This window comes from Oceanobacillus sp. FSL K6-2867 (genome assembly GCF_037963145.1).
Classification (GTDB): Bacteria; Bacillota; Bacilli; order Bacillales; family Amphibacillaceae; genus Oceanobacillus.
The window spans coordinates 3,123,123-3,138,650 of the sequence record NZ_CP150144.1 but is presented as its reverse complement, the minus strand read 5'-3'; the positions used below and the strand labels follow the sequence as shown (position 1 = coordinate 3,138,650).

General features: G+C 37.7%; 11 protein-coding genes and 1 pseudogene. 3 read left to right on the top strand and 9 right to left on the bottom strand.

Features of this window, described 5'->3' with window-relative positions:
- Window positions 1-47: 47 nt before the first annotated feature.
- The 8 genes from NSQ77_RS15210 to NSQ77_RS15175 all read right to left on the bottom strand — a co-directional run bounded on the left by NSQ77_RS15210 (window position 48) and on the right by NSQ77_RS15175 (window position 10,768).
- Window positions 48-1,247 (bottom strand): M24 family metallopeptidase, encoded by a 1,200-nt coding sequence (locus NSQ77_RS15210; RefSeq protein ID WP_339226890.1) that lies wholly within the window; start codon window positions 1,245-1,247, stop codon window positions 48-50.
- A 306-nt stretch (window positions 1,248-1,553) separates the two neighbouring features.
- Complete coding sequence (locus tag NSQ77_RS15205; protein WP_339226888.1) at window positions 1,554-3,257, bottom strand: PucR family transcriptional regulator ligand-binding domain-containing protein; 1,704 nt, start codon at window positions 3,255-3,257, stop codon at window positions 1,554-1,556.
- 611 nt (window positions 3,258-3,868) lie between these two features.
- Entirely contained in the window at window positions 3,869-5,362 is a 1,494-nt protein-coding gene (locus NSQ77_RS15200; protein ID WP_339226887.1) for a tagaturonate epimerase family protein, read from the bottom strand.
- 40 nt (window positions 5,363-5,402) lie between these two features.
- Window positions 5,403-6,413, bottom strand: a complete 1,011-nt coding sequence (locus NSQ77_RS15195; protein WP_339226886.1) for a zinc-binding alcohol dehydrogenase family protein — start codon at window positions 6,411-6,413, stop codon at window positions 5,403-5,405.
- Window positions 6,391-7,899 carry a tagaturonate reductase gene (locus NSQ77_RS15190; protein WP_339226885.1) on the bottom strand — a complete coding sequence of 503 codons (1,509 nt, stop codon included), beginning with the start codon at window positions 7,897-7,899 and terminating at the stop codon, window positions 6,391-6,393. The genes NSQ77_RS15195 and NSQ77_RS15190 overlap by 23 nt, the downstream gene beginning before the upstream one ends.
- Window positions 7,900-7,932: 33 nt before the next feature.
- Window positions 7,933-9,216: a TRAP transporter large permease gene (locus tag NSQ77_RS15185; RefSeq protein ID WP_339226884.1), complete on the bottom strand. Its 1,284-nt coding sequence runs from the start codon at window positions 9,214-9,216 to the stop codon at window positions 7,933-7,935.
- Entirely contained in the window at window positions 9,217-9,699 is a 483-nt protein-coding gene (locus NSQ77_RS15180) for a TRAP transporter small permease (protein ID WP_339226883.1), read from the bottom strand.
- A gap of 49 nt (window positions 9,700-9,748) precedes the next feature.
- The gene (locus tag NSQ77_RS15175; RefSeq protein ID WP_339226882.1) at window positions 9,749-10,768 is read right to left on the bottom strand and encodes a C4-dicarboxylate TRAP transporter substrate-binding protein; all 1,020 of its coding nucleotides are present in this window, start codon (window positions 10,766-10,768) and stop codon (window positions 9,749-9,751) included.
- A gap of 656 nt (window positions 10,769-11,424) precedes the next feature.
- On the opposite strand from NSQ77_RS15175, the gene NSQ77_RS15170 reads away from it, so the two are divergent.
- From NSQ77_RS15170 to NSQ77_RS15160, 3 genes and pseudogenes are all read left to right on the top strand, one after another.
- A complete protein-coding gene (locus NSQ77_RS15170) occupies window positions 11,425-12,423 on the top strand; it encodes a LacI family DNA-binding transcriptional regulator (RefSeq protein ID WP_339226881.1) in 999 nt (332 codons plus the stop codon).
- A 191-nt stretch (window positions 12,424-12,614) separates the two neighbouring features.
- Window positions 12,615-12,987, top strand: a pseudogene (locus tag NSQ77_RS15165) (DEAD/DEAH box helicase); the annotation flags it as partial.
- A 207-nt stretch (window positions 12,988-13,194) separates the two neighbouring features.
- Complete coding sequence (locus tag NSQ77_RS15160) at window positions 13,195-14,385, top strand: endonuclease (RefSeq protein WP_339226880.1); 1,191 nt, start codon at window positions 13,195-13,197, stop codon at window positions 14,383-14,385.
- Window positions 14,386-14,646: 261 nt separating this feature from the next.
- Here the strand turns inward: NSQ77_RS15160 and rbsK are convergent, their stop codons facing one another.
- Window positions 14,647-15,510 (bottom strand): ribokinase, encoded by an 864-nt coding sequence (gene rbsK / locus NSQ77_RS15155; protein ID WP_339226879.1) that lies wholly within the window; start codon window positions 15,508-15,510, stop codon window positions 14,647-14,649.
- Window positions 15,511-15,528 lie beyond the last annotated feature (18 nt).

Here is a 15,528-nt window from a genome sequence, read left to right as displayed (position 1 = left end):
TATACCGCTCTCTTTGGGAATAGAGATCGCCTCCACTCCTCCTCTATTCAGGTCTGCGTCTCGTTCTTTGCTAAAATTTCATCCGTAATAAACAACTCCCTTTGTAGCTTTGCAAATGTTTCACAGCCAGTTTCCGTAATGCGAATCGATTCACTTGCTTCAAAACCATATTGATCTAACCATATCCCTGGAATAAGATGGAAGGTCATATTCGGCTGGAGGAGTGTTTTATCTCCTTTACGAATACTTGCTGTATGCTCTCCCCAATCAGGAGGATAATTCAATCCCATCGAATAACCTAGACGCGAATCTTTCATAATGCCACTTTTCTCGATTGCTTTTCTCCACGTCTCTTCAATTTCCTCACAGTAAATCCCTGGTTTTATCATGTCAATACAAGCGTTTAAACCTTCAACAACCAGGTTTGAAAGTGTTATAAATGCATCGTTTGGCTGGCCGATATTTACTGTTCGTGCCAGGGGTGAATGGTAACGTTTGTAACAACCAGCTAATTCTAAGATTACCGCATCACCACGCTTATACCGTTTATCTGTCCACGTTAAGTGTGGTGTTGAATTTTTATCTCCTGATGGAAGCAAAGGCATAATTGCTGGATAATCTCCCCCGAATTCTTCTGTTCCAGTGATTTGCGTATGGAAAATTTTCGCAGCAACATCACATTCCCGAACACCTTCCTTGATTAGACCAATTCCATCCATCATTGCTTTTTCTACAATGACTGCTGCTCGTTTCATATAGTCAATCTCTGCATTCGATTTAACAATGCGAACCCAGTTCACGAGAAGGGTTGCATCTTTGAATGTTGCATTTGGTAATCCTTTTAGCAATTGCCCGTAACATTTTGCTGTAAAATAATAGCTTTCCATTTCAACTCCTATGGAACGGTTCCCTTGGCCAATTTGTGTTAAAATACATGCCACAAAGTCCATCGGGTGTTTCGTATCAGATTGGACATAATCATCTGGGTAAGGAATAATGTTTTCATCATAAAGCCAAGTTGTTACTCTTGCTGCGTTTCTATCCATTCCCCTGCCAATCCATAATGGCTGCTCATCCTCATTAATAATGACCAGCATTTGATGAACATAAAAGGACCAAGCATCATAACCAGACAAGTAATTCATATTTGCCGGGTCTGTAATGAGCAATACTTCAACCCCTTCTGCTGCCATTCTTTCCTTTGTTTTTCGAATTCGCCTTTTATACTCTGCTGTTCCAAATGACATAGGGACATTCCTCCCTCGTTCAACAAAATTTAATGATTCATTTTTTGTATCCGCGCTGTAAATCCAGTATAGTAAGTTTGAAAAAATTTATCATCTGCCAAATTGTATGAAAATGAAACCAATTTTATAGACAACATTTAACATCTATAAAGTTCACAATTGGTGAAAAGCTATGAACAAGATGCTAGTTGTCTTCAATCAGCCAACAAGTGATTTTAAAAATAAATAGACCGTTATAAAAATCGGCTATCTACCAGATCTTTATAACAGTCAAATTTTAGTTAGGAAATCCATAAGTCCCTGCATTTACTTTTTATCTCCTTGTTCGAATACACCTATTCTCCAAGACCTGATACTTAAATCTAATAAAAATAAATCGTCTGGATCAACGAGCGAAAGCCCTGTCAGCGATTCAATTTTTCGAAGTCGATACAACAAGGATTGTCGATGCAAATTCAAGACACGAGCTGTTTGACTTACATTCCCGCGGAATTTGTTAAATGTACGAAATGTACCAATTAAATCCATATTCCGCTGCTCATCATATTGAACAAGCTGTTCAATCGTCGTCATAACGATTTCTTTCATTTCCTGATTTTGTACGAGATTTAACAGGACACGATCAACTCGAGTGTGTTCATACAACATCCGATGGCCGATTCCTTTTTTGCGCCTGCCAATTGTTAAAGCAACGCCCGCATGTTGATAACTCTCTGAAAATCCTTGATACCCTTCCCGATAGCTTCCAATCCCCCATGATAATACAACCCCAGGCAGTAAATTCCCTAACCTTCTCTCTACTAAATCCAAAAAACTTGTAGCATTCTCATTTTTACAAGGAATTTCTATGAATAGCAGAAGTTGTTCATCTTGATAGGTCATCATTACTTCTCGATTCAGTGATTGTGCTGCATAAAAAATTTCTTCCCTGATATAAAGAATCATGTTCTCCAGCCAATTTTCATAGGAATAATGAGCTTGTTTTTGTTTACGAAAAAGTTCCCTAAGATTCTCAGGGATTCCAATCATACAAACGTAGGGAAGGTTAATGCGATACCCCAATAATGTTGCACGTGCATTCGCTTTTTCATAAGACATAAATTCCCCTTTTGCAAGCTCCTGTACAAAATCACTGTGAAGTCGCATTTTTGTTTCTTCAATTGCGTTTTTTCTTGAAAACCAAAGTGCTATTGTTGTAGCAGCATGTTCCAATACATTTACGCGATACGGTGTTAAATATGCTTCGACATTGGTATCAGGAGGTATGATTACAAAAAAATAGCCTTGCGGTTCGCCTAAAACATGAAGTACTGGGAGCTGCAGTACAGTTTGACGGTCTACTTCTACCATGTGGAATTTCTGAAACATTGGATTACGAGTTAATAACGCAGCATCTCTTTTCACTGGAAAGACTTCTTGTAAAACGTACCCCTCCCATTTCTGAATGAATGTTTGTGTATGCATTTCTTTTTCTTGCATCTCTCCTGTTCGATTCGTAATAACAATCGAACAACCAATCTTTCTTTGGATAAATTTCGCGATCGGTTGAAATGCTGTATTCTTTAAAATCAGTTTAAAAAATTCCTGCTGAACTTTCTCTGACTTCTCCCTTTCCTTATAATGAATATCGTTAATCTCCTTCATAATTTCTTCCACAATACTTGCAAAACGGATTTCCCACGGTAGTTCAACTATTATAAAATCATGCTTTTCCGCTAATTCAATGACCTCACTAGGAATATCAAATATATATCTACCCGTAGCAATCAATAAAGCTGATGCCTCTGCGTCTATAATATCTTGCACAAAACCTTTTAACACGGTTACATCATCACTACATCCAATGGCGGTTGTTAATACAGCCTCATTTTTACGAACAAAATTTTCAACAGGCAACTCAATGACGGAAATCCATTGGACATATCGCTCGCTTACAACATTCTCCCCTGTGATTATTTTCGCGTTTTCCAGCATTTCTCTATTCAGTACACCTTCCATTGTTAACCTCATGTTGTCCTCCTCCCCCGATACTTAATGATTAAGGCGATTACCAAAGTCTGTTAAACACAACTTTTCCGTTCAGCTAAAATTGGAATTGCAGTTCTTGGAGAATCGGTCTTCAACGATTGGTTAATTATGACAACATCCTTTAACCATACTATGCCTAAAAATGGATAATAACGACTACTTATGAGAATCATGGACTTAACGAGGCAACAGTGCAATGTAGAAAAGTCCACTAGAAAGATTCTAGAGGACAAATGGTAGCCTTCCAAAGACTTATTGATTATTCAAAATGCTAATATGTGAGGAATCTTCTTAATCATCTTACCTTTTGTTGTATAGCCATAGGCGATCGTGATCGTGCTTCCATCTATAAAAGGAGTATATTTGAAGTGAATAGGAGAATTAATTCTATTATTTTATAACTTGTAATGTAGTGTAATTATGCCCCATTGACCTTGCATACTGGTAATAATGTCCATTAATTACAAATAAAAAAGCTCCTCCTGCAGAAGAGGAAACATACTTGTTTCCAAAACTTCCACAAAGGAGCCAAGACACAAAGAAAGAAATAACTTTATAAAATTCAATAATGGAAAAATTGGGAATGAAATCAATCAAAACCCTAATAAATCCACGTGTTTTCCTATATGCTTCACTAATGCTGTACGGTACTCATCTTCTTGTTCATCCAACGCTTGAAAGAATTCATCTTTAAATAGGTAAGAACCTTGGTCATCCTTTGCTGTTAATAATAGGCCGTATGTAACGTGGAACACTTGCCTTGCCGCATCGTTATTCATATATTCCGGTAATTGTTCATCTGTCACATTTTCAAGTGGGCGAATGCTTTCTAGATCTGGTGTTACATGATAATACTTTAATGCCTCTTCAAAGTTTTCAAGTGCAAAGACATGCATTCTTCTGTATAAATCTGGCTTTGTATTAGCAATTACCCGAACTGCTTCAAGCCAATTCGTGCCGGCTGTTTTAACATGCAAGATCCCTTTCGTATGCTTTGCAATAATTGGAAATACCGCAAATTTATCGCTGCCTGAATGAATACTAAGCTTGTAGCCAAAGTAAGTTGCAATTAAAGCGTGTTCACGGAGTTCCTTTTCAAACTGCTCGATATCACCAATATAGTCGATTCCCTTTTGAAATTCTCCACAAAATCTTGGTGCAAGACTTGTCACATCCACCTGATTTAACTTTAATTCATTTGCAACGAAGAAATGTTCTGCTGGTGATGTAATTGTTTCAGTTTCATCAATAGAAATTTCAAAATCAATATCGCGTTCTTCTTTGTTAATATACGTATTATAAACATGAACCATGTAACCAATAGCCTTTCCATAAACGAGCACATTTTTCATCAATTCTAGTTCGTCAAATGTGAGTGAAATGCCAGTTAGATCAAATGTTTTATTTAAATAATTTTTCTCATAATAATCCTTTGTTTCTGCTGGCAGTTCCATATACGCATTTCGAATTTCATCTGGAGTTGCGCTTGAAATGTGGTTGTCAATATAATCTGAGCAATCCAGTGTCAACATTGACATACCGATTGAAAGTGCATGTTCGATATCGGATTCTTCCTTCAAGTGATCTCCATCAGCACCGAATCCGCCTTTATAACCCTCTTGGAAAACCGCAAAACTAGCAGCATCAACGATATCCGTCATCGTTCGATTCGTGAGATTTAATTCCCGAATACTTTGTTGAGCAAGGATTGGCTTAATTTTCCGGTTTCTTAGTGTTTCAATATGACCGGGAGAAGCCAAACCTAAGCGATCACCTAATCCCATTGTTGCAATATCCTTACCAAATGCTTTTGGTACCGTATAATCAAAGTATTGATTGAGAACTAAACGATTTTCATGTATAAGTGGACATACCTTTCCTTTTCCCTCAACCTGTTCTCCGTATAACTCATCGATCAATTCTCCCTCACCAACAGCTAATAGCTTCTTCTCACCTGATTCTTTGATCATTACAAGACTTACATTCTTATATTTCGTAAAGGATTGCTTGTATACTTTAACATCCGATAAATTCAAGTCTAAATCCTCTGCTTCTAACCCTTTCAACACTGTAGCTAATTGTTCCATTGATAAACAGCCCCTATCCTATTTATATTTATGTGCAAATTCACTTATCTATAGCAATTAATGTTTTATTCGTTGTGAAACTTCCTGCTTCAAAAAATGACGGTACCTGATCAAATTCAATATGGTTGGTGACATAGGAATCCTTGACTAGCCCTTTGGATAAACAGTCAATAACATAATTGAAATCTTCTTTTGTTGCGTTTCTACTAGCCATTAATGTCAATTCCTTCGCATGAAAATCAGGGTCAAAGAAACTAATCGTATCTTTCACAAGTCCAACATAAATCAGTTTCCCACTATGAGATACATAATCAAAAGAACTCATCATTGAATGCTTATTTCCGGTTGCATCTATGACAACCGTCGGTAATTCTCCTTGATTCACATCGAGAAGTTCCTGATAGGCAGCTTCTCCAGCTACCACAGCATGATCGCAATCTGCCCACTCCTTGCAAGCATGTAATCGTTCTTCACTGAGATCCATAATGACAGTTGTTGCGCCCGCCAATTTCGCAAAACGGGCAGCACCCATTCCAATCGGGCCGGCACCGACAATTAGTACAGTTTCTCCCTCTTTTATTTCAGCTCTCCTTACCGCATGTGCACCAATACTTAACGGTTCAACAATTGCCGCTTCTTCTAAAGACAAATCACTTACTACAAAGATATGTTCCGCTGGGACTGCTAGATATTCTGTCATTCCCCCATCACGATGAACCCCAATTACCTCCATATTTGTGCAGCAATTTTCCCTTCCATTCCTGCAGGCGACGCATTTTCCACAATTTACGTATGGAATAACGGTTACAATATTTCCCTGTTTGACAGACTCCACATTCGCTCCGACCGTTTCTACGATTCCTGAAAGCTCATGACCTAATACACGCGGGTATTCAAAAAACGGCTGATTTCCACCATATGCATGAATATCTGTCCCACAAATTCCAATGCGTTTAATGGCTATAAGTACCTCATTTTCTTTAATTGAATGTTGCTTTTCCTTCGTTATGATTTCCATTTCATTTGGTTTAGTACATACTATTGTTTTCATTACTTATCCCCACTCTCTTTTTTTCTAAAGCTGACTGCATACCTAGCTGATCGATAAGCATAAAATCAGTTGCAATTGCTTCGTAAAGCTCATTCAATTCTTCTTCCTTTTCTAAAAAGTCCTCTTCTATCATTCTTTTAATAAAAACTACCAATTGTTCCTTTGAGTGATCTTTGAAATGATAAAATCTTTTAAACATCGCGATCGTCTGTTCATCATCGGTAATGCTATAACCAACCTCCTCATTTACTCCTTTGTAAAAATAAAGTAGGGAGGCAAATGAAAATATCAATCGTTTCGGAAGTGACTCATATTCTTGCAGGTATGCATATAGGCTTGGCCACACCCGGCTTTTGAACTTCGAATATCCATTTAGGCTAATGTCAATCAATTTATGATGTAGGTACGGATTTGTAAATCGCTCATATAGTTGCTCCATATAATTTACGCTTGCATTCTTTGCCTGTGGATCCATCGTAATGGCTACTTCTTCGTGCAATGCATGATCAATAAATTGGAATAATTCCTGATTCTGCATCCCTTCACGTACAGTATCCAGACCGCTTAAAATCCCGATTGGCGCGAGCATCGTATGTGCACCATTTAATAGTTTGACTTTTAACTCCCGATAAGGCTTTATGCTGTCGAAATGAACATTCAATCCTGCCTGTTTCAAAGGCAATTTCGTTTCTAATTCAGCAGGACTTTCGATAACGAATAAATGGTACGGTTCCGCTACTGCCAGTAATTCATCCCGATATTGAAGCTCTTCGTAAATTTTCTCCGCCTCATTTGCTGGAAATCCAGGAACAATCCGATCAACGAGTGTATTACAAAATGTGCAAGCAGTATCTATCCAATCAATAAATTCAGTCGGTAGCCCCCAATCCGCAGCTTTCCGAACACAAATATGCCGTAATGCCTCTCCATTGTTATCAATAAGTTCACAGGGAATGATTGTCCACCCCTTATCCCTGTCTCCCTTAAACGTCTGGTACCGGTGATACAGTAAAGCCGTCACTTTTCCTGGATATGAGACTGGACTTTGATCCGGATTAAATTCCTCTGGATGATAAACAATACCTGCCTCCGTCGTATTTGAGAACAGGAACGAAACCTGTTCTTCTTCGACTAACTTCAACAGACTCTCCCATTCTGTATAAGGATTGAAACCCTTCGTAATAGAATCGATAATATGTCTTTCTTCAATAGATTGACCATTTCTAATTCCTTTTAAAAGTAAGGTAAATAGACCCTCTTGTTTATTTATCTTTTGTGTTGTCTGATCCCCAGGAAGCGCTTGTACCGTCGCAATACTTCCATTGAAATCTGTTTTTTGATTCATGTCAGAGACCATCCAATCAATGAAAGAGCGAATAAAGTTCCCATCTCCAATTTGTAGTGCCTTTATAGGATGATCACCTGCAGGCTGTGAACCTGGTAAACTTTTTAATATATCTCTTTTTAGCACTTTCATTTCAGTCATATGATTACCTCCTTTCATCTAATAACCTTCCACCTATTCAAAAATTGTTGGTAAAAACATAGAAATCTGTGGAATAAAGGCAATTAATAGACTCGCAATGATTAATAGGATAATGAATGGAATACTTGCCTTAATGAAATCCTCAATCTTCGTTCCTGTAATTGAGCTCGTAACAAACATAATCGTTCCTACAGGAGGGGTGATTGTACCTATACTCAATGTAAGGATAAAGAATATACCAAAATGAACGGGATCAATCCCATATTCCGCCAACATTGGAAGGAATAGCGGCGTTAATATAATAATTGCGACATTTCCTTCGACAAACATCCCAATAATCAATAAGAACAGCAGAATCATGATAAAGAATAATGCTGGTGTAGAAATAAAGCCTGTAATCGACTCCGCCATCATTTGTGGCACCTGCTCCAATGTGAGCACCCAACCAAATGCCGTTCCTGCAGCAATTATTAATAGAATTCCTGCCCCTGTATGTACCGTTTCAACAATCGACTTTATTAAATCTTTTAAACTCATCTCTCGGTAGACAAATAATCCTATCACCAAGGCATACAAAACGGCAATCGCGCCGGCCTCTGTAGCACTAAATATTCCAAATCGAATCCCGCCGATAATAATGATTGGGAAAAATAATGCTAAAATAGCATCCTTTAATCCTGAGAAAAACTCCTTAGCGGTAGCCTTTTCCTTTTTTTCCGTTTCCAGATTATGTTTCTTTGCATAGAAATAAACATAAATCATCAATAATATAGCCAAGGTAATTCCCGGCAGAATACCTGCCATAAATAGATCTCCAATGGATACATTTCCGACATATCCATACATAATTAAAGCGATACCTGGTGGAATAATTGGTGTGATAATCGATGATGTTGCTGTTAATGCCGTTGAGAATGCCCGATCATATCCTTTTTGTTCCATAGCAGGAACAAGCATTTTAGATTGCATCGAAGCATCTGCTATATTGGACCCTGAAAGACCACTCATTAATACACTTAGCGTTATATTTACTTGTCCCAAAGCCCCCGGCAATGGACGCGTGATAATTTCAGCAAAGTTAAGCAACCGTTTCGTTATACCGGTGTAATTCATCAATATACCGGAAGCCATAAAGAATATAATTGCCATTAACGGGACAGATTCTAAGCCACTAATCATCCTTTGAATTAACACCATACCTTCAAAGTCATTAGCAAATATAAAGTAAATGGCGACACTCGCGATAATCGAGAATGCGACCGGTACATTAATAAAAATAAGTACCAATAAAGATATCATCATAATAGTTAAAGCCATTTAGATATCTCCTTTCTGCGGCAATTCATGTTGAAAGGATTTGATTATGTTTCTAGTAAAATGGTAAGCAATAAGTATACCGCCGAGAGGTACCGCAACATCAATCCATATATAGCTTACTCGTAAGGTCGGGGTCACCTTATCCCCTGCTTGCATAGCAAGTTCTGAACCTAAGTACATAAATACATAGCCGAGCACAAAATAAATTACTACCATTCGGATAAATTTCATTACTTTTTGTATACTTAATGGCAGCCGTTTCACAAAGTAATCAATCCCAATATGTCCATTCCTTTTCATTGTGGAGCTAGCTCCTATAAAGACGAACCACACATATAGAGCAAGCGATACTTCTTCCGCCCAAAGAATTGGCATATTAAATATATAGCGAAAAATTACATTGATAATGGTGATGCTTATCACTCCAATGAGCGCAATTGAAGCGATGAAGTCGTCTATATTATTGATCCATTTTTTCCACATACATACACCCCATCCCTATTTACTTAACCTAGTAGGTCTCCCAATTGGTTTACTGTTCCTCAACTAATGATTGAACAGTTTTATATAGGCCATCTGTCCATTCAGGAAATGATGTATAGACGGATTCAGCCCTTTCCTTAAATGGTTCTAAATCTACTTCATGTATCTCTATCCCTTGTGCAACAAATTCCTCCAATACCTTTTCATTCTCTTCCATCATCACTTCTCTTCCATATTCCGCCGCTTCAATACCTGTTTGTTCTATAATCTCTACTATGTCTTCAGGGAGTGTATCCATGAATTCTGTACCTGCAATCCACGGACTCATTATCTTTGTGTGTTCAGTCAATGTTAAGTGTTTCGCAACTTCATTTGTTTTTGAACCAGCTAATACCGGCAAAGGATTCTCCGCTCCATCGATAAGCCCTTGCTGCATTCCTGTATATGTATCAGACAAAGGCATTGGTGTTGGTGACGCACCAAAAGCTTCAAACGTTTTTATATACATACTATTATTAGGAACTCGAATCTTTCTCCCCTTCAAATCTTCTGGGGACTCCACTGGATCGACTGTCATGAGGTGTCTCTCCCCATAAATCGTTGTTGTGTTAACGATTTCAATACCTTCCGTATTTAATTGACCCTCCAGATCACCGAACCAATCCGTAGTAGTCAGTTCTAATAATTGATCGAAGTCGTCTGTTAAATATGGTGCAGTTAAAATCCCCGCATCTGGAACATAATCCATTAAGAAATCATATCCCGTAAAAATAATAACGTTATTTCCCATGATCGCTTGCTCGACAACATCTTTTTCAGATCCCAGTTGTGAGCTTGGATAAATATTTAGCTTTAGTCTTCCATTACTCTCTTCTTCCGCTAACTCCTTCCACTTCTCAGCAAGTTGTCCAATAGGCTCACTCGGCTGATTCCCATGTGCAATATTTACGACAATCACCTCTTCATCTAACCCCTTTCCCGATGAGCGTTGTACCTCGCCACAGGATGCAAGTAAAAGAATACAGGTTCCAAGGATACTAATAATTAACCAGCGTTTACTACCTTTCATAACCATTCCCCTCTCCATTTTATGAAGCTCTTTCCTGCCCCGTCTTCCTATTATTTGATAAGCAGCGTATCGTATCTATTTATACACTCTTCTGTAATTGAGTAAGTAACTTAATATATGGTTTACAAACAAATTTCCTCAAAGTCACCCTCTCATCGCATCACCACCTTTAACCGTAATATAATCAATAACAACGTTGTTATTTTTAATAAAAGCAAGTAATAAACCGGAGAACCACACTATTTCTACACAGTAAATTACTTATTTAATGGAAGTCACTTTACGATAACTTTTTATTCTTTTTTTATATAATGTAATTGACTGACTTGCTAAATCACCATTTTTTAAAAACGTTTTCATTTTGTGGACGAATATTCGGAGTGCTTACAAAATTACATGAATCTAAAGAGAAATTTAAATATACCGCTTTCATTATTAAAAAAATATTTTTAAGACATTTATAGTGACACAGTTTCCTTGGATACTATATTTTATAAGCTATTTTATTTATAGATACTAGATTAACTTGCCTACAAAGGCCATCGTAATATTTCTAAATTTCAATATTAACAACGTTGTTATTTATGATATACTAGCTATTATAAAAATGCAATAGCTTGATAGTAATATATTTTGGGAAAATTGGGTGATAGACAATGGACGTTACAATTAAAGACATAGCTAATGTTGCAGGAGTTAGTTATTCTACTGTATCCAAGGCTTTAAATAATAGTCCTTTGGTAAAGGAAAATACGAAAAGAAAGATTATCAAAATTTCACAGGAAATGGGATATAAGCCAAACTTCGCTGCACGAAGCCTTGTATCAAACCAAACTAAAATCATCGGTCTGATTTGGCCGACCATTGAAAGGATTGTTTTATCAACTTTAGTAACCGAAATTAGTAACCAAATAAATAAAACTTCCTACTCAATGATTCTTTCTGTTGATCCGGTGCAAACTTCATTAGAAACCTTCAGACGTTTTCAAGTAGATGGAATTATACTATTTGAGGAAAATAACGATGAATTCGACGCTTCCCGGTCTGCCGCAATACTATCTTATGGTGTAATGGGTAAGGATAATCACACCTATCCGATAATCGATCCAAATCATGAACAAGCAATGCATATGGCTGTCGAACATTTAGTCATGTTGGGACATACAAAAATAGCTTATATTGGTGACTTATCTTCTATAGATCCCATGCAGATTCAGAAATATAAAGGGTTTAAAAAGGCAATCAAACAGCATGGTCTTTGCTTGGATGAGGATTCCCTAATAGATACAGAAGGACTTGACTGGTATAACGGATATACAGCTACAGGGAAATTATTCAAAATGACTAATCGCCCGACAGCGGTTGTAGGTGGAAGCTACGATATTAGTGGTGGAATCATCCGTGCGATGAAGGAAAGAAAGCTACATATCCCTAATGACATGTCCATTATTAGCTATGATAATGTTCCGCAGATGGCTAATATGGAAATCCCCTTAACATCAATTGGGGTACCAATTGGCGAATTAGCTGCAGAAATTGTAAAGTCCATTATTAAGCTTGTGGAATCTGAAGAAATGAATAGTATTGATGTCTATAGTAATAAAATGATGCCGAAATTAAATTTAAGAAGCTCCTGCGCCCGGCCGAGACTGTAGGGGCTGATTAGGGGCAAATCAAAATTTATATTTTAATTTTGATTTGCAGAAATGGCTGGTTTGCTTATTGTACTTTAAGATATAACAGCAATGTTATAAAATTTGTATAAGAAGATGTTAGAGGTGGATAGTATCATCTTTATCCACCCTCTTCTTCCTTTAATTCTACAGCCTCTAAATCCCGCGATAAGATTCGCTATCATGTCATTGATGAAGCAGACGAAATGCTGAATATGGGATTTATTGAACAAGTAAAAGCGATTATTAATAAGTTACCTAAAGAGAGGGTAACCCCTGTTATTCTCGGCTACCTTACCAGAAGCAGTGAAAAGTTTAGCAGAGAAGTATATGAAAGACCCGATTGATATTGAAATAAAAGCTTCTGGAATGATGACGGATAAAATCGAACATTTTCTTTATAACGTTCGTGAACAAGATAAACTCTCCTTGCTCAAAGACATAACGATTGTTGAAAATCCAGATAGCTGCATCATTTTTTGCCGAACAAAAGATAGAGTCGATACGTTGTGTGATGAATTAATCGATTCAGGCTATAGCGCCGATTAAATCCATGGCGGCATGGATCCCAGATTAAATAGCAAACAAAATTCTTTTGATCCGTTACTTTAATTAATAAAACTACTAAATCCCAGTATTTTTAACTACGACATATCTCATATTTTTTGTTACAGCAACTTTATACTTTGGTAAAGCTAACTTTATAACTGTGTTATATAATACAGTTATACCTACCAAAAGGAGGAGAATCAATTGCAAAGTAACCAAAAAAGAATACTGGTAGCTGCTGTATTATTGCTTGCGTCTGCACTATTTCTTATCAAACCAGTAACAGAAACTTTTGTGAATGCATCCTCAGGTGATGGATCAGACTCGTCTCCATACACAGTCACACAAGCGATGGCCAATCAAGATAATTCGGCTAAAACGGTTGAGGGATATATTGTTGGTCAACCAGTCTCCACAACTTCAGTCATCACAAGCAATTTCCCAAATGATTATGCTTTTGCCTTAGCTGACAATCCTTCTGCCACGAACATAGAAGAAATGATTTATGTTCAAATACCATCTTCATTCCGAACTTCATTTGGGCTGCAATCCAATCCTTCCTTATTAGGAGAGAAAGTAAAAGTAACTGGTACACTAACAAACTACTTTTCTCATGCTGGAATAAAGAACGGAACTGCTTTTGAACAACACCAGGACGGCACACAGCCACCAGAAACAGACCCAGATCCAGAGCCTGAAACTCCAAGCCCGGACGGCTATTATGATGATACAAACGGTAAATCAGGAGAACAATTAAAATCTGCTCTGCACGACATCATTGATGATCATACGGAAATTTCCTATTCTGATGTTTGGGAAGCACTGCGTGAAACAGATGAGGATCCAAGCAACTCGAACAATGTACTCCTTCTTTATACGGGACGTTCACAAGGGAAAAATGAGAACGGCGGAAATGCGGATGACTGGAATCGCGAACATGTTTGGGCAAAATCTCATGGAGATTTTGGTACATCAATGGGTCCTGGCACAGATCTCCATCATTTAAGACCAACAGATGCTTCCGTAAATAGTTCCAGAAGTAACCTCGACTTTGATGAAGGCGGCAATGAGCATGAAGAGGCAGCTGGCAACTATTATGACTCAGATTCCTGGGAACCAAGGGATAGTGTCAAAGGTGATGTGGCAAGAATGATTTTTTATATGGATGTACGTTATGAAGGTGATAGCGGTGAACCAGATTTAGAATTAAACAATGAGGTCAATAATGGATCTGCACCATATCATGGCAAACTGTCCGTATTGCTGGAATGGCATGAGGAAGATCCGGTTGATGATCTGGAAAGAAGAAGAAACGATATCATCTACAACGATTACCAGCATAACCGGAATCCATTTATTGATCATCCGGAATGGGTGGCTGAAATCTGGGAGTAAGAGAATTGGGAGATAATTCGCTGCGTTGATTTTTCGGCTAAGTTAGATTCATTTATACTAAAGTTGCACTGTTCTCATTGACAATAAAAATAATGAGAAAGGCAACGTGTTATTCTCCCTGCCTGTTAATGAGCTGCTTTGTATCTCTTAACCGAGGATTTATACTAACCAAAAGCTATAAAACTTCTGAATACACCCCACAATAAGTGGGGTGTATTAATGTAAACATTCGTAAACTCGTTCACGATCAGTAAGCGAATGCTATTCCGTACATCGTCCCTCTACCTGTTCCCAAGTAGGCATTCCCTCTTGGGCACCTGCCTTTTCTATCGCTAAAGATGCAGCAATGTTTGCTTTAAGGATAGCATCGTTTATATCTAAACCTGAAGCAATATAAGTTGCCAGCGCCCCGTTAAATGTATCTCCGACTCCGGTTGTATCCACAACATTTGTGGGGAAGCTGGGTACAATATTATCTTTATAGCGGGCTCCTCTGCTCCCTAAGGTGGTAATTAAACTATCTTCATAATCATCTATGTTAGTCCCAAAAAGTTTAATTGCTTCCTCTTCATTTGGCGTAATATACTTACACTTTCTCCAGATTTCCTCAGGTAAATCCAACGCTGGTGCCGGATTAATAATGATTGGGATATTATTTTCAAAACAAAAATTCGCACACCAAACAATGGTTTCAATTGGAATTTCTAACTGCATTAATACCAAATCACTATGTAAAAGTTGGCTTTTATTTTGCTCTACATATTTTGGTGTTACATATTCGTTTGCTCCTGGGACAACCATAATACGATTGTCATTCTCATATAAAATAATGTTGGCTATCCCAGTACTGGTTGCATGCTCTACTTCTACATGTTGGATATCAATGCCTTCTTTTTCAAGTTGCTCACGTAATTCTATGCCGAAAGAATCGCTACCTACTTTCCCAATCATAGTAACATCGGCACCAAGACGCGCTGCCGCAACTGCCTGATTTGCTCCTTTTCCTCCCGGCTTTACAATAAAGGAGTTTGCTAACAATGTTTCTCCCTGTTCAGGTATTCTCGGAACAGAAGTCATTAAATCCATATTAATACTGCCAACGATTGTAATTTTTGGGGCTTCCATAATATACCTCCATCGTAA

Bases quoted from the DNA above. Each gene is read 5' to 3' on its own strand.
- NSQ77_RS15180 (WP_339226883.1), bottom strand. From the start codon at position 9,699: ATGTGGAAAAAATGGATCAATAATATAGACGACTTCATCGCTTCAATT.
- NSQ77_RS15200 (WP_339226887.1), bottom strand. From the start codon at position 5,362: ATGGAACAATTAGCTACAGTGTTGAAAGGGTTAGAAGCAGAGGATTTA.
- NSQ77_RS15185 (WP_339226884.1), bottom strand. From the start codon at position 9,216: ATGGCTTTAACTATTATGATGATATCTTTATTGGTACTTATTTTTATT.
- NSQ77_RS15170 (WP_339226881.1), top strand. From the start codon at position 11,425: ATGGACGTTACAATTAAAGACATAGCTAATGTTGCAGGAGTTAGTTAT.
- rbsK (WP_339226879.1), bottom strand. From the start codon at position 15,510: ATGGAAGCCCCAAAAATTACAATCGTTGGCAGTATTAATATGGATTTA.
- NSQ77_RS15210 (WP_339226890.1), bottom strand. From the start codon at position 1,247: ATGTCATTTGGAACAGCAGAGTATAAAAGGCGAATTCGAAAAACAAAG.
- NSQ77_RS15205 (WP_339226888.1), bottom strand. From the start codon at position 3,257: ATGAGGTTAACAATGGAAGGTGTACTGAATAGAGAAATGCTGGAAAAC.
- NSQ77_RS15195 (WP_339226886.1), bottom strand. From the start codon at position 6,413: ATGAAAACAATAGTATGTACTAAACCAAATGAAATGGAAATCATAACG.
- NSQ77_RS15190 (WP_339226885.1), bottom strand. From the start codon at position 7,899: ATGACTGAAATGAAAGTGCTAAAAAGAGATATATTAAAAAGTTTACCA.
- NSQ77_RS15175 (WP_339226882.1), bottom strand. From the start codon at position 10,768: ATGAAAGGTAGTAAACGCTGGTTAATTATTAGTATCCTTGGAACCTGT.